General features: G+C 64.0%; 19 protein-coding genes. 10 read left to right on the top strand and 9 right to left on the bottom strand.

Annotated elements, in window-relative coordinates; genetic code table 11:
• Nucleotides 1-94: 94 nt before the first annotated feature.
• Nucleotides 95-1,417: a dicarboxylate/amino acid:cation symporter gene (locus tag ACTORR_RS07640; protein WP_054885575.1), complete on the top strand. Its 1,323-nt coding sequence runs from the start codon at nt 95-97 to the stop codon at nt 1,415-1,417.
• Nucleotides 1,418-1,470: 53 nt separating this feature from the next.
• On the opposite strand, the gene ACTORR_RS07635 is transcribed toward ACTORR_RS07640, so the two are convergent.
• Nucleotides 1,471-1,965 (bottom strand): SprT family zinc-dependent metalloprotease, encoded by a 495-nt coding sequence (locus tag ACTORR_RS07635; protein WP_313364998.1) that lies wholly within the window; start codon nt 1,963-1,965, stop codon nt 1,471-1,473.
• 145 nt (nt 1,966-2,110) lie between these two features.
• Nucleotides 2,111-2,710: a Yip1 family protein gene (locus ACTORR_RS07630; RefSeq protein ID WP_054885573.1), complete on the bottom strand. Its 600-nt coding sequence runs from the start codon at nt 2,708-2,710 to the stop codon at nt 2,111-2,113.
• Between the two features lie 263 nt (nt 2,711-2,973).
• On the opposite strand from ACTORR_RS07630, the gene ttcA reads away from it, so the two are divergent.
• Together ttcA and ACTORR_RS07620 are read left to right on the top strand one after the other, a co-directional pair.
• Nucleotides 2,974-3,798, top strand: a complete 825-nt coding sequence (ttcA, locus tag ACTORR_RS07625) for a tRNA 2-thiocytidine(32) synthetase TtcA (RefSeq protein WP_054885572.1) — start codon at nt 2,974-2,976, stop codon at nt 3,796-3,798.
• 4 nt (nt 3,799-3,802) lie between these two features.
• Nucleotides 3,803-4,474, top strand: a complete 672-nt coding sequence (locus tag ACTORR_RS07620; RefSeq protein ID WP_054885571.1) for a DNA-3-methyladenine glycosylase I — start codon at nt 3,803-3,805, stop codon at nt 4,472-4,474.
• An 84-nt stretch (nt 4,475-4,558) separates the two neighbouring features.
• Here the strand turns inward: ACTORR_RS07620 and ACTORR_RS07615 are convergent, their stop codons facing one another.
• The 3 genes from ACTORR_RS07615 to arsC are packed head-to-tail and all read right to left on the bottom strand — an operon-like array spanning nt 4,559 to nt 5,920.
• Complete coding sequence (locus ACTORR_RS07615; protein WP_313364999.1) at nt 4,559-4,972, bottom strand: DUF2069 domain-containing protein; 414 nt, start codon at nt 4,970-4,972, stop codon at nt 4,559-4,561.
• The gene (gene wrbA / locus ACTORR_RS07610; protein WP_054885569.1) at nt 4,965-5,570 is read right to left on the bottom strand and encodes an NAD(P)H:quinone oxidoreductase; all 606 of its coding nucleotides are present in this window, start codon (nt 5,568-5,570) and stop codon (nt 4,965-4,967) included. Before wrbA ends, ACTORR_RS07615 begins: the two co-directional genes overlap by 8 nt.
• Nucleotides 5,567-5,920, bottom strand: a complete 354-nt coding sequence (gene arsC, locus ACTORR_RS07605) for an arsenate reductase (glutaredoxin) (protein ID WP_262109538.1) — start codon at nt 5,918-5,920, stop codon at nt 5,567-5,569. Before arsC ends, wrbA begins: the two co-directional genes overlap by 4 nt.
• A gap of 85 nt (nt 5,921-6,005) precedes the next feature.
• Between arsC and ACTORR_RS07600 the strand changes: the two genes are divergently transcribed.
• A complete protein-coding gene (locus tag ACTORR_RS07600; protein ID WP_054885567.1) occupies nt 6,006-6,470 on the top strand; it encodes a TlpA disulfide reductase family protein in 465 nt (154 codons plus the stop codon).
• A 117-nt stretch (nt 6,471-6,587) separates the two neighbouring features.
• On the opposite strand, the gene ACTORR_RS07595 is transcribed toward ACTORR_RS07600, so the two are convergent.
• From ACTORR_RS07595 to ACTORR_RS07580, 4 genes are all read right to left on the bottom strand, one after another.
• Nucleotides 6,588-6,992, bottom strand: a complete 405-nt coding sequence (locus ACTORR_RS07595) for an META domain-containing protein (protein ID WP_054885566.1) — start codon at nt 6,990-6,992, stop codon at nt 6,588-6,590.
• The gene (locus tag ACTORR_RS07590; protein ID WP_054885565.1) at nt 6,989-7,426 is read right to left on the bottom strand and encodes a hypothetical protein; all 438 of its coding nucleotides are present in this window, start codon (nt 7,424-7,426) and stop codon (nt 6,989-6,991) included. The genes ACTORR_RS07595 and ACTORR_RS07590 overlap by 4 nt, the downstream gene beginning before the upstream one ends.
• Nucleotides 7,427-7,457: 31 nt before the next feature.
• Nucleotides 7,458-8,447, bottom strand: coding sequence for a 2-hydroxyacid dehydrogenase (locus ACTORR_RS07585; RefSeq protein WP_054885564.1), 990 nt, complete (start codon nt 8,445-8,447; stop codon nt 7,458-7,460).
• Nucleotides 8,448-8,518: 71 nt separating this feature from the next.
• Nucleotides 8,519-11,278, bottom strand: coding sequence for a response regulator (locus ACTORR_RS07580; protein WP_313365000.1), 2,760 nt, complete (start codon nt 11,276-11,278; stop codon nt 8,519-8,521).
• Nucleotides 11,279-11,469: 191 nt separating this feature from the next.
• On the opposite strand from ACTORR_RS07580, the gene ACTORR_RS07575 reads away from it, so the two are divergent.
• From ACTORR_RS07575 to mazG, 6 genes are all read left to right on the top strand, one after another.
• Entirely contained in the window at nt 11,470-12,186 is a 717-nt protein-coding gene (locus ACTORR_RS07575) for a response regulator transcription factor (protein ID WP_441343604.1), read from the top strand.
• A gap of 3 nt (nt 12,187-12,189) precedes the next feature.
• The gene (locus tag ACTORR_RS07570; protein WP_313365777.1) at nt 12,190-13,557 is read left to right on the top strand and encodes a sensor histidine kinase; all 1,368 of its coding nucleotides are present in this window, start codon (nt 12,190-12,192) and stop codon (nt 13,555-13,557) included.
• A gap of 94 nt (nt 13,558-13,651) precedes the next feature.
• Nucleotides 13,652-14,551: a cysteine synthase CysM gene (gene cysM, locus ACTORR_RS07565; RefSeq protein ID WP_054885560.1), complete on the top strand. Its 900-nt coding sequence runs from the start codon at nt 13,652-13,654 to the stop codon at nt 14,549-14,551.
• On the top strand, nt 14,552-15,910 hold the full coding sequence (rlmD, locus tag ACTORR_RS07560) for a 23S rRNA (uracil(1939)-C(5))-methyltransferase RlmD (RefSeq protein WP_313365778.1): 1,359 nt from the start codon (nt 14,552-14,554) through the stop codon (nt 15,908-15,910).
• Between the two features lie 96 nt (nt 15,911-16,006).
• Nucleotides 16,007-18,247, top strand: coding sequence for a GTP diphosphokinase (relA, locus tag ACTORR_RS07555; protein ID WP_054885558.1), 2,241 nt, complete (start codon nt 16,007-16,009; stop codon nt 18,245-18,247).
• Nucleotides 18,248-18,372: 125 nt separating this feature from the next.
• Nucleotides 18,373-19,206 carry a nucleoside triphosphate pyrophosphohydrolase gene (mazG, locus tag ACTORR_RS07550; RefSeq protein WP_313365912.1) on the top strand — a complete coding sequence of 278 codons (834 nt, stop codon included), beginning with the start codon at nt 18,373-18,375 and terminating at the stop codon, nt 19,204-19,206.
• Nucleotides 19,207-19,212 lie beyond the last annotated feature (6 nt).

Here is a 19,212-nt window from a genome sequence, read left to right as displayed (position 1 = left end):
ACGACAAATCCCTCCAGGTGCAGGAGGGTTAGCGATTCAGGTGCCCGAACACCCTGGGAAGGGTGAAGCCGGCACACTTGAGGAAAAATGAGCCATGACGACACGTCAGCCGCTGTACAAATCCCTGTATGTCCAGGTGTTGGTCGCCATCACCATCGGCATCCTGCTCGGCCACTTCTACCCCGAAACCGGCGTCGCCCTGAAGCCTTTGGGCGATGGTTTCGTCAAACTGATCAAGATGGTCATCGCGCCCATCATCTTCTGTACCGTGGTCAGCGGCATCGCCGGCATGCAGAGCATGAAGTCGGTCGGCAAGACCGGCGGCTACGCGCTGCTGTACTTTGAGATCGTCTCCACCATCGCCCTGATCATCGGCCTCGTGGTCGTCAACGTGGTCCAGCCGGGCGCTGGCATGCACATCGACGTCAGCACCCTGAACGCCAGCAGCGTGGCCGCCTACGCCGCCGCCGGCGCGCAGCAGACCACTGTCGGCTTCCTGCTCAACATCATCCCCAGCACCGTAGTGGGCGCCTTCGCCAACGGCGACATCCTGCAGGTGCTGATGTTCTCGGTGATCTTCGGCTTCGCCCTGCACCGCCTGGGCAGCTACGGCAAGCCGGTGCTGGACCTGATCGACCGCTTCGCCCACGTGATGTTCAACATCATCAACATGATCATGAAGCTGGCCCCGGTCGGTGCCTTCGGCGCCATGGCCTTCACCATCGGCCAGTACGGCGTGGGCTCGCTGGTGCAGCTGGGCTACCTGATGGCGTGCTTCTACATCACCTGCCTGCTGTTCGTGCTGGTGGTGCTGGGTGGTATCTGCCGCGCCCACGGCTTCAGTGTCCTCAAGCTGATCCGCTACATCCGTGAAGAGCTGATGATCGTGCTGGGCACATCCTCCTCGGAATCGGCCCTGCCACGCATGCTGGCCAAGATGGAGCGCCTGGGTGCCAAGAAATCGGTCGTCGGCCTGGTGATCCCGACCGGCTACTCGTTCAACCTCGACGGTACCTCGATCTACCTGACCATGGCTGCGGTGTTCATCGCCCAGGCCACCGACACCCACATGGACATCACCCACCAGATCACCCTGCTGCTGGTGCTGCTGGTCGCGTCCAAAGGTGCTGCCGGCGTGACCGGTTCGGGCTTCATCGTGCTGGCTGCCACCCTGTCGGCCGTCGGCCACCTGCCGGTTGCCGGCCTGGCGCTGATCCTCGGCATCGACCGCTTCATGTCCGAAGCCCGCGCACTGACCAACCTGGTCGGCAACGCCGTGGCCACCGTGGTCGTGGCCAAGTGGGTGAAGGAGATGGACGACGACAAGCTGGCCTCCGAGCTGGCTTCCGGTGGCGCACCGCTGGAGTTGTCGGTACCTACCGATGACCTGGGCGTGGCAGAAACCCCGGTACGCTGATCCTCAGGCGGTAAAAAAGAAGGCGACCCTCGGGTCGCCTTTCTTGTGCCTGGCTATTCGAGGCGGGTTTCACCGCTGAACACCAGAGTCGCGCGGCAGCGCCGGCACAAGTAGCGGCGCCCTTGGCGCACCAGCTTGTGCCGCTGCGCGGTAAACGGGAAATCACTCTCCGGGCATGGGCAGCGGTAGATGTAGCGGGTTACCACGCGCCGCTGCACTGCATAATTGTGGCAACGGTTCGGCGGCAGTTCATACACCCCACGCATGATCAGCTGCCACTCCTCACCATGGGCCTGGATGCGGTCACCGAACAGCTGATGGGCCACCAGGTGCGCCACTTCATGAGCCACGGTCTGGCGCAGGAAGTCGTCCTGGTTCTCGCGATACAGTTGCAGGTTGAAGCGCAGCAGGTTCTCGTGCAGGTGAGCGACGCCGGCTTTCTGGCCGCGCAGCTTGAAGCTGACTTCCGGGCGCGGGAAGGGGCGTCTGAAGAAGGCTTCGGCTTGCTGGTAACAGGTTTCGACGCGTTGTTTGAGCAGCTCGGGCATGGCGGGGTGGTTCTCCTGACCGGGCATTATGCCGCATGCCAGTCGCGCTTGCCGAGCCACCGGTCAGCAAGCAGCCATAGGTACAAAGGCAAAGGCCGCCTTTGCGGCGGCCTCTGCTTGATGCCCTATGTTGGCTGGATCTGATCTAGTTGGTGTATACCGGCCCCACGCCCAAGCCCCAGATGATCACGGTTGCGGCCATGATCGCCACCAGCACCACAAGGCCCACGGCCAGCACTGAGCTTGAGAACAGGAAGCCTTCATCCGACGGTATGTTCATGAACGTCGGCAAGCCGACATACAGCAGGTACACGGTGTAGCAAATGGCAGCGGTCCCCACCAGCATGCCCAACCACAAGTGCGGATAGAGCGCCGCCAGGCCGCCGAGGAACAGCGGAGTGGCGGTGTAGGTGGCAAAGGCGATGCATTGCGCCATGGACGGGTTGGCGTCGTAGGTGCGGGCCATCCAGTGAATGAACGCCCCCATCACCGCAACCCCGGCGAGCATCGCCACGTATGACATGATGCTCATCCAGATCGCGCTATCCATGGTCAGCATCACCGCTGGCCGGCCACCGATCACCCAGCCCACCTGGGTTGTGCCGATAAAGGCGGAAATGGCGGGAATCGCCGCCAGGATGAGGGTATGGGTCAGGTACATGTGGCTGATGCTTTCTTCTTCGCCACGAATCTCCCGCCATTCCTGGTCGGGATGGGTAAACAGCCCCACAACGTGATGAATCATGCCGGTCACTCCTCTCAATGTTGCCAATCGCCCCCCACGTGGAGCGCAAGCGGCCCGAGGCCAAGGCACCGAAGCAGAACGGTAATGTGGCCTTATGTCGCAGTATAGGAAGTCAATTCCTGCACAAACCCTGCTTTTTAGAGCAAATTGCGCTGTCGAGGCCGCTGTTGATTACCTTGAAGTCTTTATCGGAATCCCTACAGGTGCGCGTGGTTTGTGCGTAAAATAGCCGGCTTTTGTCACACCTCGCGGATCCAAGCGCTATGGGCACCCTCTCGGTCAACCAGAACAAACTGCAAAAACGCCTGCGTCGCCTCGCCGGCGAAGCCATCACCGACTACAACATGATCGAAGATGGCGACAAGGTCATGGTCTGCCTGTCTGGCGGCAAGGACAGCTACACCATGCTCGACGTTCTGTTGCACCTGCAGAAGGTGGCACCGATCAAGTTCGAGATCGTCGCGGTGAACATGGACCAGAAGCAGCCAGGCTTCCCCGAGCATGTGCTGCCGGCGTACCTCAAGGAGTTGGGCGTCGAGTACCACATCGTCGAGAAGGACACCTACTCGGTGGTCAAGGAACTGGTCCCCGAGGGCAAGACCACCTGCTCGCTGTGCTCGCGCCTGCGCCGTGGCACGCTGTATACCTTCGCCGATGAGATCGGGGCGACCAAGATGGCCTTGGGGCACCACCGCGACGACATCGTCGAAACCTTCTTCCTCAATATGTTCTTCAACGGCGCGCTCAAGGGCATGCCGCCGAAGCTGCGTGCCGACGACGGCCGCAACGTGGTGATCCGCCCGCTGGCCTACTGCAGCGAGAAGGACATCCAGGCCTACTCCGACATGAAGCAATTCCCGATCATCCCGTGCAACCTCTGCGGCTCGCAAGAGAACCTGCAGCGTCAGGTGGTCAAGGACATGCTGGTGGAGTGGGAGCGCAAGCACCCGGGCCGGACCGAGAGCATCTTCCGCGCCCTGCAGAACGTGGCGCCGTCGCAGCTGGCCGACCGTAACCTGTTCGACTTCACCAGCCTGAAGATCGACGAGAACGCCACCCCGCGTTTCCTCGACGTGGTGAACATCTGAAGCCATGCGCGATTACCAGTGGCTGCACGAGTACTGCCTGAACCGCTTCGGCTCGGCCCAGGCGCTGGAGGCCTACCTGCCGCAGCCGCGCACGCCTGCGCAGTTGCGCGACATCGCTGACGACCGCTACCTGTCGACTCTGGCCCTGCGTGTGTTTCGCGCGGGGCTCAAGCACAGCCTGGTAGATGCCAAGTGGCCCGCGTTCGAACAGGTGTTCTTCGGCTTCGACCCGGAGAAGGTCGTGCTGATGGGGGCCGAACACCTGGAGCGCTTGATGCACGACGAACGCATCATCCGCCACCTGGGCAAGCTCAAGAGCGTGCCGCGCAATGCGCAGATGATCCTCGATGTGGCAAAGGAGAAGGGCAGCTTCGGCGCGTTCATCGCCGAATGGCCAGAGACCGACATCATCGGGCTGTGGAAGTACCTGGCCAGGCACGGTAACCAGTTGGGCGGGTTGTCGGCGCCGCGCTTCCTGCGCATGGTCGGCAAGGACACCTTTATCCCCACCGACGACATGTCGGCGGCGCTGATCGCGCAGAAAGTTATCGACAAGCAGCCGACCAGTCAGCGCGATCTGGCCCTGGTGCAGCAGGCGTTCAATCAATGGCACGCAGAGAGCGGGCGACCGCTGTGCCAGCTGTCAGTGATGCTGGCGCATACCGTCAACCATTGAGTTTTGTGTAGCCTTCTTCGCGGGCACGCCCGCTCCCACAAGGTCAGCGCGGTCCCTGTGGGAGCGGGCGTGCCCGCGAAGAAGCTAACGCCCTTCGCCCGCCATGCGCCGCTCGAACTGAAACTTCCAGCGCACATACAGCAGCCCGGCAATGAACAACCCCAGGCTCGCCAGCACTTCCACCCAGCCAAACACCGCCCGCGCCGGGTCGAACGCTGCCAGCACGCCCTTGATGAAGTAGATATTCACCACGAAGCAGGTCCAGGCATGCGCCCGGGCACTGCCCATCAGCATGCCCGGCAGCAGCAGTAACAGCGGCACCAGTTCGATTGCCAGGATCACTTCGACCCGCGCCCCATGCAGGTTGGCGAACCACAAGTTGTTCACCACCAGCAGCGCCATCAGGCCGAAGAACGACGCGAGGCTCAACGCCCGCGTCAGGCGCAGGCGCGGCGCCAGCCACTCGAGCGGCGGCAACACCTTGGGCTTTCTAGCCACGCGCGGCCTCCAGGGCCTTGGCCGTGGTCGCCAGGCGTTGGCCAAGGGCACGGCACAAGGCGATCTCGTGTGGGTCCAGTTCACGTTTGCCATCGGCGCCGGCGTGGTGGCTGGCCCCATAAGGCGTGCCGCCACCGCGGGTCTCCAGCAGCGCCGACTCGCTGTACGGCAGGCCCATCACCAGCATGCCGTGGTGCATCAGTGGCAGCATCATCGACAGCAAGGTGGTTTCCTGGCCGCCGTGCAAACTGGCGGTGGAGGTGAACACGCCGGCCGGCTTGCCGACCAGCTCGCCACCCAGCCACAGGCTGCTGGTGCCATCGAGGAAGTACTTCAGCGGTGCGGCCATGTTGCCGAAGCGGGTCGGGCTGCCCAGCACCAGGCCAGCGCAGTGGCGCAGGTCGTCGAGGGTGGCGTACAGCGCGCCGCTGGCAGGGATGTCCGGGGCTACCGCTTCGCATTCGGTGGAAATCGCCGGCACCGTGCGCAGGCGTGCTTCCATGCCGGCCAGCTCGATGCCGCGGGCGATGTGCCGGGCCATCTCACTGGTCGAGCCGTGGCGGCTGTAATACAGCACCAGGATGTACGGCGCACTCACGGCAGGATCTCCAGGACTTTCTCCGGCGGTCGGCCGATCATGGCCTTGTCACCGGCGACCAGGATCGGGCGTTCGATCAGCTTGGGGTGGTTGACCATGGCGTCGATCAGCTGCGCGTCGCTCAGTGCCGGGTTTGCCAGGTCGAGGGATTTGTATTCGTCTTCACCGCTGCGCAGCAACTGACGTGGGGCGATGCCCAGCTTGCCGAGCAGGGCCTTGAGGGTGGCGGCATCGGGCGGGGTTTCCAGGTAGCGCACGATGGTCGGTGCCAGGCCGCGTTGTTCAAGCAGTTCCAGCGCGCCGCGGGATTTCGAGCAGCGCGGGTTATGATAGAGCGTCAAGTCAGTCATGTCGGGTCGCATCCAGCTGGGTGTGGCAGCTATTCTAACCGCAGCGACTGACCTATTTGCTTGAAACTTCGAGAAGGATTGACCCATGGCAAGGCGTCTGGCAGCAGTACTGGCCATCACCGCGAGCCTTTTGCTCGGTGGTTGCGGTGCCGATTATGGCGTGGACCAAGATGGCAAGACGGTAAAGGCGGAACAGATCGACGGGCACTGGGTAGTGCTCAATTACTGGGCCGAATGGTGTGGCCCGTGCCGAACCGAGGTACCTGAACTGAACCAGGCGGCCAAGCAGTGGGCTGCCGATGGCATCAAGGTGGTCGGGGTGAATTTCGATGGCCTGCAAGGGCCTGAGCTGAAGCAGGCAGCCGAGGCCTTGGGCATCGGCTTCACCGTGCTGGCCCAGGACCCGGCCGAGCGTTATGACCTGCCACGCAGCGAGGCGCTGCCGGTGACCTACATCATCGATGACAAGGGCAAGGTGCGTGAACAACTGATGGGCGAGCAGACCCTGGAAGGGCTGCAGGCCAAGATCAAGGCCCTGAAAGGCGCCTGATGCCCTGGGGCCGCTTTGCGGCCCTATCGCGACACAAGGCCGCTGCCACAGGCGGTCGCGTTACTTGTAGGAGCGGCCTTGTGTCGCGAAAGGGCTGCAAAGCAGCCGCGGCAATCTTCAGCCTTCCTCGGGCCAGAAGCGCAGTGGTTTGCCTTCTTCAGGCCAGAAGCGCAACTGCTCGATAGGCGACACATCCCAGCGCTGTACCGTCTCCAGCGCCTGCAGGAAGCGCTTTTCCTGCTCCATCAACGCCGGGGCACACAGTTTGCGGGTCTTGCCGACCTTGCCGAAGCTCAGGTGCTCACCGTCCAGCGTGTACGGCGCAAACCAGTGGTTGCAGCCGGCATTGCCGTAGGCGCGGCCATCGCTGGCCAGGGTCAGGGTCAGGTGGCTGTAGTCGATCAGCGGACGTTCGCCGATCCACTCCAGCACGTAGCTGCGCTCCTGCTGCAGCTTCGAAGGTTCGGCAGCACAGCCGAGCAGGCCGGTGGCAATCAGCACGCCGGTCAGCAGATTCTTCACTCGGCGCTCTCCTGGCAACGCGGGCACAGGTGCTTGTCGCCACGGCTGGCCCAGCCCAGCTCGGCAACACGGGCGCTGGCAGCCGGCTGACGGGCCGCCTTGCCGAGTTTGGCGTCGACGGCGAACTCGAAGTCCAGCACCGCGTCGCAGCTGTCGCACTCGACCTTCCAGGTGAGGATTTCCAGCTCGTTGAACACCGGGCCGCTGGCCACGGCGACCCATTGGCCACGTGGGTTGATCAGGTGGCGCACGCTCTCGACGGTAAGGCGCATGGCCAGGTCCTTGCTGCCCTTGAGGGTCACGATCAGGACGTCGCCTTTGTGCATCGAGCCACCGTTGCCGGTCACCTGATAGCGGCCCGGAACCAGGGCGCGGCACTCGATCAGGGTGTGTTGCGGGTTGAAAAGGGTATAGCGGAAATCGTGCTCGACCATGGGTCCTCCAGAAATGCCGCGTATCCTAGCATCAACCGCTGACCAGATTCTGCGGATTACCCGCCGCCCAGCGGATGATGTTGTCCAGGGTGGTGGCGGCGATCGCGTCCAGGGCCTCGCGGGTCAGGAATGCCTGGTGCGCGGTGATGATCACGTTGGGGAAGGTCAGCAGCCGTGCCAGCACATCATCCTGCAGCGGCAGGTCGGAGCGGTCCTCGAAGAACAGCTGGGCTTCCTCTTCGTAGACGTCCAGGCCCAGGTAGCCGAGCTGGCCGCTTTTCAGGGCGTCGATCAGTGCCGGTGTGTCGACCAGCGCGCCACGCCCGGTGTTGATCAGCATGGCGCCCGGCTGCAGCTGGCCCAGGCTTTGCGCATTGATCAGGTGCCGGGTGTGCTCGGTCAGCGGGCAGTGCAGGCTGATGACCTGCGCCTCGCGCAGCAGGTCGGGCAATGCCATGTAGCGCGCGCCAAGGGCCAGCAGTTCCGGGTTGGGGTAGGGGTCATACGCCAGTAACTGGCATCCGAAACCGGCCATGATGCGGGCAAAGGCGCTGCCGATCTGGCCAGTGCCGACAACACCGACGGTCTTGCCATGCAGGTCGAAGCCGGTCAGCCCGTGCAGGGTGAAGTCACCTTCGCGGGTGCGGTTGTAGGCCCGGTGAAGGCGGCGGTTGAGCGCCAGGATCAAGGCCACGGCATGCTCGGCCACGGCATGTGGCGAATAGGCCGGCACGCGCACCACGGCCAGGCCAAGGCGCTGCGCCGCGGCCAGGTCGACGTGGTTGTAGCCGGCCGAGCGCAGGGCGATCAGCCGCGTACCACCCGCGGCCAGGCGCTGCAGCACCTGGGCGTCGAGCTCGTCGTTGATGAAGGCGCAGACGACCTCGTAGCCCTGGGCCAGCGGGGCGGTGTCGAGGGTCAGGCGGGTGGGCTGGAAGTGCAGGTCCAGGGCGCTGTCACGGACGGCCTGGGTGAAGCTTTCCTGGTCGTAGTGCTGGCTGCTGAACAACAGAACGCGCATGGTATGGGTCCTTTGCAGTGTATGTCTTGGGTTTTGTGGCGCCTGGGAGACCGAGCGCCGACTCTATCCAGTCAGGCACTAAGGCGCGCCTGCGCCACCAACCGATTGATCGCCGCGTCCAGCTCATCCAGCGCCTGCTGGGCCTGCGGGCTGTCCTGCTTGAGCAGTGTCTCGCTGCGCTGACACGCCGCCCGCAACTGCGGCACACCGCAGTAACGCGAGGCACCATTGAGCCGGTGCACCTGCTCGATCAGCGTCGTGCTGTCAGCTGCCTCGCGAGCGGAGCGAATCGCCTGGCGGTCGGTTTCCAGCGACGCCAGCAGCATGGCCAGCATGTCGGCTGCCAGGTCTGGCTTGCCGGCAGCCAGGCGCAAGCCTTCGTCCGGGTCCAGCACAGGTAGCTCATGGCCGTCACCCAGTGGCTCGCTGGCATGCTCCAGTGGCGACGCACCGAGGCTCAGCCCGGTCCACTTCAGCACTACCTGGGCCAACTGCCGCTCGCTGATCGGCTTGGTCAGGTAATCGTCCATGCCGCTGTGCAACAGAGCGCGTTTCTCGTTGGCCATGGCATGCGCGGTCAGGGCGACGATCGGCAGCGGGTTGCCGCTCTGGGTCTTTTCCCACAGACGGATCTGCTCGGTGCAGGCGCGGCCGTCCATGCCGGGCATCTGCACGTCCATCAGCACCAGGTCGAAAGGCTCAGCCTGGACCGCCTGCACGGCGGCAAGGCCGTTGTCTACCGCCAGCACTTCGGCGCCCAGGTCCTCGAGCAGCGTCTGTACCAGCAACAGATTGGCGGCATTGTCGTCGACGCACAGAATCTTCGCCCGGCGCTGGCCGCTGCCGGGCAACCCCGGTTCGGCCTGCAGCCGTCGCGGTTGTACCAATTCCAGCAACAGGCGGCGTAACTTGCGCGTGCAGGTCGGCTTGGACAGCAGTTGGCCATGGCCGTTGGGCAGGAAGGGGTGATACAGCGCCTGCTCGGTGGTCGGGCACAGCACCACGCACTGGCAGTGCAGGCGCTCCAGTTGCTGGTTGTACTGGCCGAGCTGTTCCGGTGAAAGCGTACCGAGGTTGGCACCGAGCACCGCGAACTCGAAGGGCATGCCGGCCTGGAAGCCGGCCTTCACGCCTTGCAGCAGCTGGTCGTAGGACGCGAACAGGCTGACGCTCAGGCCGCAATCCTCGAGCTGGTGCTCCAGGGCCTGGCGCGCCAGCTCATGGCCGTCGACGATGGCCACTCTGCGTCCCAGCAGCGGTTGCAGCGGCTGCTCCTCGATGTCGTCGTGTGCCTTGGGCAGGCTCAGGCTGATCCAGAACTGCGAACCCTCGCCCGGCGTGCTGTCGACACCGATTTCGCCGCCCATCTGCTCGATCAGGCGCTTGGAAATCACCAGCCCCAGGCCGGTACCGCCGGGTTGACGAGCCAGTGAATTGTCCGCCTGGCTGAAGGCCTGGAACAGCGTGCGCACGTCCTGTGGTGACAGGCCGATGCCAGTGTCCTGCACGCTGATGCGCAGCTGGGCGCTGTCTTCGTGTTCGTCGTCGAGCATCGCCCGGACGACGATGGTGCCTTCGCGGGTGAACTTGATCGCGTTGCTCACCAGGTTGGTGAGGATCTGTTTCAGCCGCAAGGGGTCGCCGATCAGCGAAATCGGCGTATCGCGGTAGATCAGGCTGAGCAGTTCGAGCTGCTTGGCGTGGGCGGCAGGGGCGAGGATCGTCAAGGTGTCCTGGACCAGGTCGCGCAGGTTGAACGGGATGCTGTCGAGCACCAGCTTGCCCGCTTCGATCTTGGAGAAGTCGAGGATCTCGTTGATGATCCCCAGCAGGTTGTCGGCGGACTTTTCGATGGTGTTCAGGTAGTCCAGCTGCCGCGGGGTCATCTCGCTCTTCTGCAGCAGGTGGGTGAAGCCCAGGATGCCATTGAGCGGGGTGCGGATTTCGTGGCTCATGTTGGCCAGGAATTCCGATTTGATGCGGCTGGCCTCCAGGGCCTCCTTGCGCGCCATGTCCAGCTCGATGTTCTGGATCTCGATGGTTTCCAGGTTCTGGCGTACGTCCTCGGTCGCCTGGTCGATGCTGTGCTGCAGCTCTTCGTGGGCGCCGTGCAAGGTCTCGGCCATGCGGTTGATGCCGCGGGCCAGTTCGTCCAGCTCATGGCTGCCCATGGCCGGCAGGCGTTCGTCGAGGTGGCCGTCCTTGAGCAGGTTGACCGTCTGCTTGATGCGTGCGATCGGGTCATTGATGGTACGGCTCATGCGCATCGCCAGCAGGCCACTGAGGGCCAGGCAGGCGAGGATCAGCAGCACACTGGTGAACAGGTTGCGGTAGCCACGCAGCAGCGTGCCGTCGTGGGACAGCTCGATCTCGACCCAGCCGAGCAGGCGCTCGGCTTCGGCCGGTACGGCATCGGTGGCCAGATCGCGGTGGTGGCCGAACACCGGCATCAGGTAACGGGTGGCGTCGTTGCCGGTACGCTGCAGCAACTGCGTGCCGGTACCGCCGCTGGGCGCCTGGTTGATCATGCTCGGGCCGGCATGGGCCAGGCGGCTGCGGTCGGGGGCGAGGAAGGCCACGGCACGTACGTCGGCCTGCTCCAGGGTCTGCGCGGCAATGCGCTCCAGCTGGGCAGGCGCCTGGCGTGCCAGGGCCGGTGCGGCCAGCGGGGCCAGTTGCTCGGCGAGCATCTTGCCGCGCTGCAGCAACTGGGTGCGCAACTGGTCTTGCTGCAGCCAGGTGAAATAGCTGCCCAGCACCAGTGCCATCAGGCTGGCAGGCAGCAATGCCAGCAGCAGCACCCGGCTTCTGATTCCCAAACGATCGAGCACACTCGCCTCCTGTGATGTGCCTGGATGCCGTCGTCGCTGCGGCGGCACAAAGCGGAAAGTTACTCCGCTGGCTGCGCTATTGCACTCTTTGAATGTCATTTCGTGGCGGGCCAAGGCACTGGTCGCAGGCAGTTGCCTGAAAGGAGAGCATGCACAATAATCGCGCAATTGAGAATGTATGGCAGTTGCCAATGAATCCTGTAACTAATTGCGCCTCGCGCATCCTGGCGATCGAGGACGATCCTGTGCTGGGGGCGTACCTGCACGAAGAACTGCAGCGTGGCGGCTTCCAGGTCACCTGGTGCCGCAATGGCCTGGATGGCCTGGAAGCAGCCGGGCGCCAAGCGTTCGACGTGGTCCTGCTGGACATCCTGCTGCCCGGCCTCAATGGCCTGGATGCCCTTGCCCGGCTGCGCCAGCGCAGCGCCACGCCGGTGATCCTGATGTCGGCACTGGGCGCCGAGGCCGACCGCATCAGCGGTTTCCAGCGCGGCGCCGACGACTACTTGCCCAAGCCCTTCAGCATCGCCGAACTGCAGGTGCGGATCGAGGCGATCCTGCGCCGGGTCGCTCTTGAGCGGCGTCATCAGCCGCAGCAGGCGGTGGCCGCAAGCGAGTTGTACTTCGACGAAAGCCGGTGTGATGTCAGCCTGAATGGCCAGCACGCCGGCATGACGCCGAGCGAATACCGCCTGCTCGATATCCTTCATCGCAATGTCGATGAAGTACTGAGCAAGCCCTTCCTTTACCAGCAGGTGCTCCAGCGCGGCTACTCGCGGCACGACCGTAGCCTCGACATGCATATCAGCCAGATCCGCCGCAAACTCAAGGGTATCGATTACCACGCCTGGCAGATCCGCACGGTGTGGGGCAAGGGCTACGTGCTCAGTGCCGGCGAAGCGGACTAAGTCATGCTTGATCGCCATTCACTGTTCTGGAAGCTGGCCACCCTGCTGGTGGGTTTCTGCCTGTTGATGATCGGCCTCAGCTACACCTGGGGCCGTCATATGGAAACCCGCAACGCCTTTCTCGACCCGCCGGCCCGCCAGGTGCTGCGCGACTATGCCAGCGACGCCGAAAGGGCCTGGCGCACCGGGGGACGCGAAGGGCTGGACCGCTGGGTGGCGGCGATGCACCAGCGTGAGCATGGCTGGATCGGTGTGCTCGACCTGAACCTGCGTCCCCTGGACAGCGCCATTCCTGGCCCTGAGATCATGCAGCGGCTGACCCGCCTGCGTGGGGTCGACTGGCCCATGAGCCGGCGCAGCGTCGACCAACCCTGGTTGCGCATTCCGTTCCCCGGTGCGCCGCAGCAGGGCATGCTGGTGATCGAGCTGCCGCAACGTTTCAACCCCGGCCAGTACCGCGTGTTCTGGCAGGTCGTCACCAACGGCATCATCCCTGGCCTGTTCACCTTGCTGCTGTGTGTCGGCTTGTACCGCATGCTGATCGTCCCGCTCAACCAGTTGCGCGAGCAGGCCAATGCCTGGCGTGCCGACCAGCTTTCGGCACGGCTGGATTCACGCACCACGGCCCGCCACGACGAACTGGGTGAACTGGCCCGAGCCTTTGATCAGATGGCCGAGCGCCTGCAAGGTACCGTGGCGATGCAGCAGCAACTGCTGCGCGACCTTTCCCACGAAATGCGCACCCCGCTGAGCCGCCTGCGCGTCGCCTGCGATGGCGAGACTGACTTCGCGCGCCTGCGTGAGCGCCTGGGCCGTGAAGTCGACTGCATGCAGCAGTTGGTCGAGAACACGCTGCAACTGGCCTGGCAGGATGCCGAACGTGCGCCGATGAACCTTAAGCCGATCCAGGTTCAGGCGCTCTGGGAGCTGCTGGCCGAGGACGCCAGCTACGAAAGCGGCTGGTCGCCCGGGCGCTTGCGCTGTGAACTGCCGGGCAATTGCTGGGTGCAGGGTAACCTCAACCACTTGGCCCAGGCCTTGGAGAACATGCTGCGCAATGCCATCCGCCATTCGCCGGAAAACGGCTTGGTACGGTTGGGCGGGCAGCGCGAAGGTGGCTACTGGCGTCTGTGGCTGGAAGATGAAGGCGGCGGTGTCGCCGATGAGGATCTGGAGCGCATCTTTGCGCCGTTTTCCCGGCTCGATGGTTCGCGGCCTGGGGACGGCGGTTTCGGCCTGGGGTTGAGCATTGCCCGCAGTGCCATTCAGCGCCAGGGTGGGACCTTGTGGGCCGAAAATGGCACGTCAGGGCTCCGGCTGTGCATGCGGCTGCCGTTTCATGTGCCGGCCTCTTCGGTGGCGCCGTTATAGCTGGTAGCTATAGCGTCCACAGATTGCGTGATATGGCCGGGAAAGGTTTGCCGGTATGATAGGCACCCCTGCCGTCCGGATTGTGAAATACACCATGACCTTGCAGTACCCAACCATCGCCGATTGCGTCGGCAATACGCCCCTGGTTCGCCTGCAGCGTATCGCTGGCGAAACCAGCAATACCCTCCTGCTCAAGCTCGAAGGTAACAATCCCGCCGGCTCGGTGAAGGACCGCCCGGCACTGTCGATGATCACCCGCGCCGAACTGCGCGGCCAGATCAAGCCAGGCGACACCCTGATCGAAGCCACCTCCGGCAATACCGGCATCGCCCTGGCGATGGCGGCGGCGATCAAGGGTTACAAGATGATCCTGATCATGCCCGACAATTCCACCGCCGAACGCAAGGCCGCCATGACCGCTTACGGCGCCGAGCTGATCCTGGTGACCAAGGAAGAGGGCATGGAAGGCGCCCGCGACCTCGCCGAGAAGTTGCAGGCCGAAGGCCGCGGCCTGGTCCTCGACCAGTTTGCCAACGGCGACAACCCGATCGCCCATTACACCAGCACCGGCCCGGAGATCTGGCAGCAGACCCAGGGCAGCATCACCCATTTCGTCAGCTCCATGGGTACCACCGGTACCATCATGGGATGCTCTCAGTACCTCAAGGAACAGAACCCCAACGTGCAGATCGTCGGCTTGCAGCCGATGGAAGGCTCGGCCATTCCGGGTATCCGCCGCTGGCCCGAGGAGTACCTGCCGAAGATATTCGATGCCACCCGCGTCGACCGCGTGATGGATATGTCCCAGCAGGAGGCCGAGGACACCACTCGCCGCCTCGCGCGCGAAGAGGGCATTTTCTGCGGCGTGTCTTCCGGTGGTGCGGTGGCAGCCATGCTGCGCCTGTCCCGCGAAGTGGAAAACGCCGTGATGGTCGCGATCATCTGTGACCGCGGCGACCGTTACCTGTCCACCGGCCTGTTCGACCCGAGCTAAATGTCCAAGAAAAAAAGCAACAGCGGCCTGCGCTTCCAGCCAGCCGGCGGCAACCGCACGCCCCAGGTCCCCGTGGGCAAGAAGCAGCGCCTGGCTATCGAGCGCCTGGCCGGTGACGGCCGCGGCATCGCCTTCCTGGAAGGGCGTACCTGGTTCGTCAGCGGCGCACTGGCCGGTGAAGCGGTCGAAGCGCGGGTGCTCAACGCCCGCGGCAAGGTCGTCGAGGCGCGTCTGGAGCGTGTGCTGCAAGCCAGCCCTGAACGCCGCCAGGCGCCCTGCCGCCACTACCAGCGTTGCGGCGGTTGCAACCTGCAACATCTGCCCCACGATGCACAGCTGGCGCTCAAGCAGCGCACCTTGGCCGAACAACTGCAACGGGTGGCCGGCGTGCAGCCCGAAGAATGGGCCGCGCCCCTGAGCGGGCCGGAATTCGGCTACCGCCGCCGCGCGCGAGTAGCCGTGCGCTGGGACGTGAAGGCCAAGCACCTGGATGTCGGTTTCCGCGCCGAGGCCAGCCAGGAAATTGTGTCCATCGATGACTGCGCCGTGCTGGTACAGCCTTTGCAATCTATTCTTCGCCACTTGCCGACCGTATTGCGCTCGCTGGGCAAGCCGCAGGCGATCGGCCATGTGGAACTGTTCAGCGGTACCGCCGAGGCCGTGCTGGTGCGTCACGTGGCGCCGTTGCCTGCGGACGACCTGGCGCGCCTGCAGGCATTCTGTGATGAGGCCAAGGCGCAGCTGTGGCTGCAGGGTGAAGGCGAGCCGGCAGCGGTGGATGCCGAGGCGAAACTGGGCTTTGCCCTGGAGCCCTGGCAGCTGGAACTGGCCTGGCGCCCGGGCGATTTTGTCCAGGTCAACGCCCAGGTCAACACGGCGATGATCGAGCAGGCCATGGCCTGGCTCGCTCCGCAGGCTGACGAGCGTGTGCTGGACCTGTTCTGCGGCCTCGGCAACTTTGCCCTGCCGCTGGCGCGCCAGGCACGTGAAGTGGTGGCAGTTGAAGGTGTACAGGCCATGGTCGATCGGGCCGCGGCCAATGCCCGGAACAACGATGTGCATAACGCCGCGTTTTTTCAGGCCGATTTATCGCAGCCTTTGGCAGGCGCCGAATGGGCCGCCGAGGGCTTTTCTGCGGTACTCTTGGATCCACCGCGCGACGGTGCATACGAGGTGGTGCAAGACATCGCCCGCCTCAAGGCCAAGCGCTTGGTGTATGTATCGTGCAACCCGGCCACGCTGGCGAGAGACGCCCAGGTGCTGGTCGGCCAGGGGTACCGGTTAAAAAGGGCCGGGATTATCGACATGTTTCCTCAGACGGCGCATGTCGAAGCCATGGCGTTATTCGAAGCGGGCTAGCGAGCTGGCCCCTTGGTGCGGCTTCCACGGAAGCGAAGCTGCACGGTGATAGCCAGTGCACCCGTGTGGTGCGCTGTATGGAAAGGTAAAACAAAGATGGTACAGGTGAGAGTGCACCAGCCGGTCAACACAGACGGCAGTATCAATCTCGAAGCATGGCTGGATCATGTGGTTAGCGTCGATTCGGCTCTGGATCGCGTGGCGCTTAAAGAAGCCTGCGAGTTCGCCCAGGAAATCGAAAAGAAGGGCAACCCGGCCAAGCATTCGTGGGCCGATGGTACGTCCAGTTATCAGGCTGGCCTGGAAATCGCTGAAATCCTTGCCGACCTCAAACTCGATCAGGATTCGTTGGTCGCGGCGGTGATCTATCGCTCGGTTCGTGAAGGCAAGGTGACCTTGGCCGAAGTCGGCCAGCGCTTTGGCCCGGTGGTGTCCAAGCTGATCGACGGCGTGCTGCGCATGGCCGCCATCAGTGCCAGCCTCAGCCCGCGCCAGTCGCTGGTGCTGGGGTCGCAGGCGCAGGTCGAGAACCTGCGCAAGATGCTCGTGGCCATGGTCGACGACGTGCGCGTGGCGCTGATCAAGCTGGCCGAGCGTACCTGCGCGATCCGTGCGGTGAAGTCCGCCGATGACGAAAAACGCCTGCGCGTGGCGCGCGAGGTGTTCGACATCTATGCGCCACTGGCCCACCGCCTGGGCATCGGCCACATCAAATGGGAGCTGGAAGACCTGTCCTTCCGCTACCTGGAGCCCGACCAGTACAAGCAGATCGCCAAGCTGTTGCACGAGCGCCGGCTGGACCGGGAGCGCTTCATCAGCGATGTGATGAACCAGCTGCAGAACGAGCTGTTGGCGACCGGTGTCAAGGCTGACATCAGCGGCCGGGCAAAACACATCTATTCGATCTGGCGCAAGATGCAGCGCAAGGGCCTCGAGTTCAGCCAGATCTACGACGTGCGTGCGGTCCGCGTGCTGGTGCCGGAGGTCCGCGATTGCTACACCGCGTTGGGCATCGTGCACACCCTGTGGCGGCATATTCCCAAGGAATTCGACGACTACATCGCCAACCCCAAGGAAAACGGCTATCGCTCGCTGCACACTGCGGTGATCGGCCCCGAGGGCAAGGTGCTGGAAGTGCAGATCCGTACCCACGGCATGCACGAAGAAGCCGAACTCGGCGTCTGCGCCCACTGGCGCTACAAGGGCACCGACGTCAAGCCGAGCTCCAACCACTACGAAGAGAAGATTTCCTGGCTGCGCCAGGTGCTCGAATGGCATGAAGAGCTGGGCGATATCGGTGGCCTGGCCGAGCAGCTGCGGGTCGATATCGAGCCTGACCGGGTCTACGTGTTCACCCCGGATGGCCACGCCATCGACCTGCCGAAGGGGGCCACCCCGCTGGACTTCGCCTACCGGGTGCACACCGAGATCGGCCACAACTGCCGTGGCGCCAAGATCAACGGGCGCATCGTGCCGCTCAACTACAGCCTGCAGACCGGCGAGCAGGTGGAGATCATCACCAGCAAGCACGGCAACCCGAGCCGCGACTGGCTGAACTCCAACCTGGGCTACGTCACCACCTCGCGGGCGCGGGCCAAGATCGTCCACTGGTTCAAGCTGCAGGCGCGTGACCAGAACGTCGCTGCCGGCAAGACCTTGCTCGAACGCGAGCTCAGCCGCCTGGGCCTGCCGCAGGTGGACTTCGAGCGCCTGGCCGAGAAGACCAACGTCAAGACCGCCGAAGACATGTTCGCCTCGCTGGGGGCCGGCGACCTGCGCCTGGCGCACCTGGTCAACGCCGCCCAGCAATTGCTCGAGCCCGAGCGCATCGAGCAGATCGAGCTGGTGCCGCGCAAGCCCACCGGGCCGCGTACCGGCAAGCGTGGCGATATCCAGATCCAGGGCGTCGGCAACTTGCTCACGCAGATGGCCGGCTGCTGCCAGCCGCTGCCGGGCGACGCCATCGTCGGTTATATCACCCAGGGCCGCGGCGTCAGCATCCACCGCCAGGACTGCGCCTCGGCGCTGCAACTGGCCGGGCGCGAGCCGGAGCGGATGATCCAGGTAAGCTGGGGGCCGATCCCGGTGCAGACCTATCCGGTCGACATCGTCATCCGCGCCTATGACCGCCCAGGCTTGTTGCGCGACGTGTCGCAGGTACTGCTGAACGAGAAGATCAACGTGCTGGCGGTCAACACCCGCTCGAACAAGGAAGACAACACCGCGCTGATGTCGCTGACCATCGAGATTCCGGGCCTGGATGCGCTTGGGCGCCTCCTGGGCAGGATTTCGCAGTTGCCGAACATCATCGAGACGCGGCGTAATCGTACCCCTTGAGACTGCGGCGCCTGCTTCGCGGGCACGCCCGCTCCCACAGGTAGAGTGCACATCTTGGAAATTGCACAATACCCTGTGGGAGCGGGCTTGCCCGCGAAGAAGTTGTCACTGAAGGACCTGCTTGAATGACCTACACCCTCGAAGACCTGCTGCACCTCATGGCCCGCCTGCGCGACCCGCAGTACGGCTGCCCATGGGACCTGAAGCAGAACTATGCGAGCATCGTGCAGCACACCATCGAAGAGGCCTACGAAGTCGCCGACACGATCGAGCGCGGCGATTTCGAACACCTGCAGGGCGAGCTCGGCGACCTGTTGTTCCAAGTGGTGTACTACAGCCAGCTGGCCCGGGAGGAGGGGCGTTTCGAGTTCGATGGCGTGGTCGATAGCATCACCCGCAAGCTGATCCGTCGTCACCCGCACGTCTTCCCGACCGGCGAACTGTACGCACCGCTCGACACCCCCAGCCTTGACGAGGCCCAGGTCAAGTCACGCTGGGAAGAGATCAAGGCCGAGGAACGCGCCGAGAAAATCACCCCTGAACAACTGTCGCTGCTCGATGACGTACCAACGGCATTGCCGGCGCTGTCGCGGGCGGCCAAACTGCAGAAACGCGCTGCCACTGTCGGTTTCGACTGGCCAGCGGCATTGCCGGTGCTGGACAAGGTGCGCGAGGAGCTCGACGAAGTGTTGCAGGCCATGGCCGACAACGACGCCGATGCCCTCGAGGATGAGGTCGGCGACCTGCTGTTTGCCGCCGTGAACCTGGCCCGGCACCTCAAGCAAGACCCGGAAAACGCCCTGCGCCGCGCCAACCGCAAGTTCGAGCGGCGTTTCCGCTTTATCGAACAGGCATTGCGCGACAGCGGTCGGCCGATTGAACATTGTAACCTTGACGAGCTGGATGCCCTCTGGGGTGAAGCCAAACGTCAGGAAAAGAACCTGCCCAGCTGCGGCTGAGCTGTT

Origin of the sequence: Pseudomonas sp. SAR267 (genome assembly GCF_052077595.1) — a bacterium.
Lineage (GTDB): Bacteria > Pseudomonadota > Gammaproteobacteria > Pseudomonadales > Pseudomonadaceae > Aquipseudomonas > Aquipseudomonas vlassakiae.
Note: the sequence above shows the minus strand (reverse complement) of the source record. Positions and strands in the feature narration are given on the sequence as shown.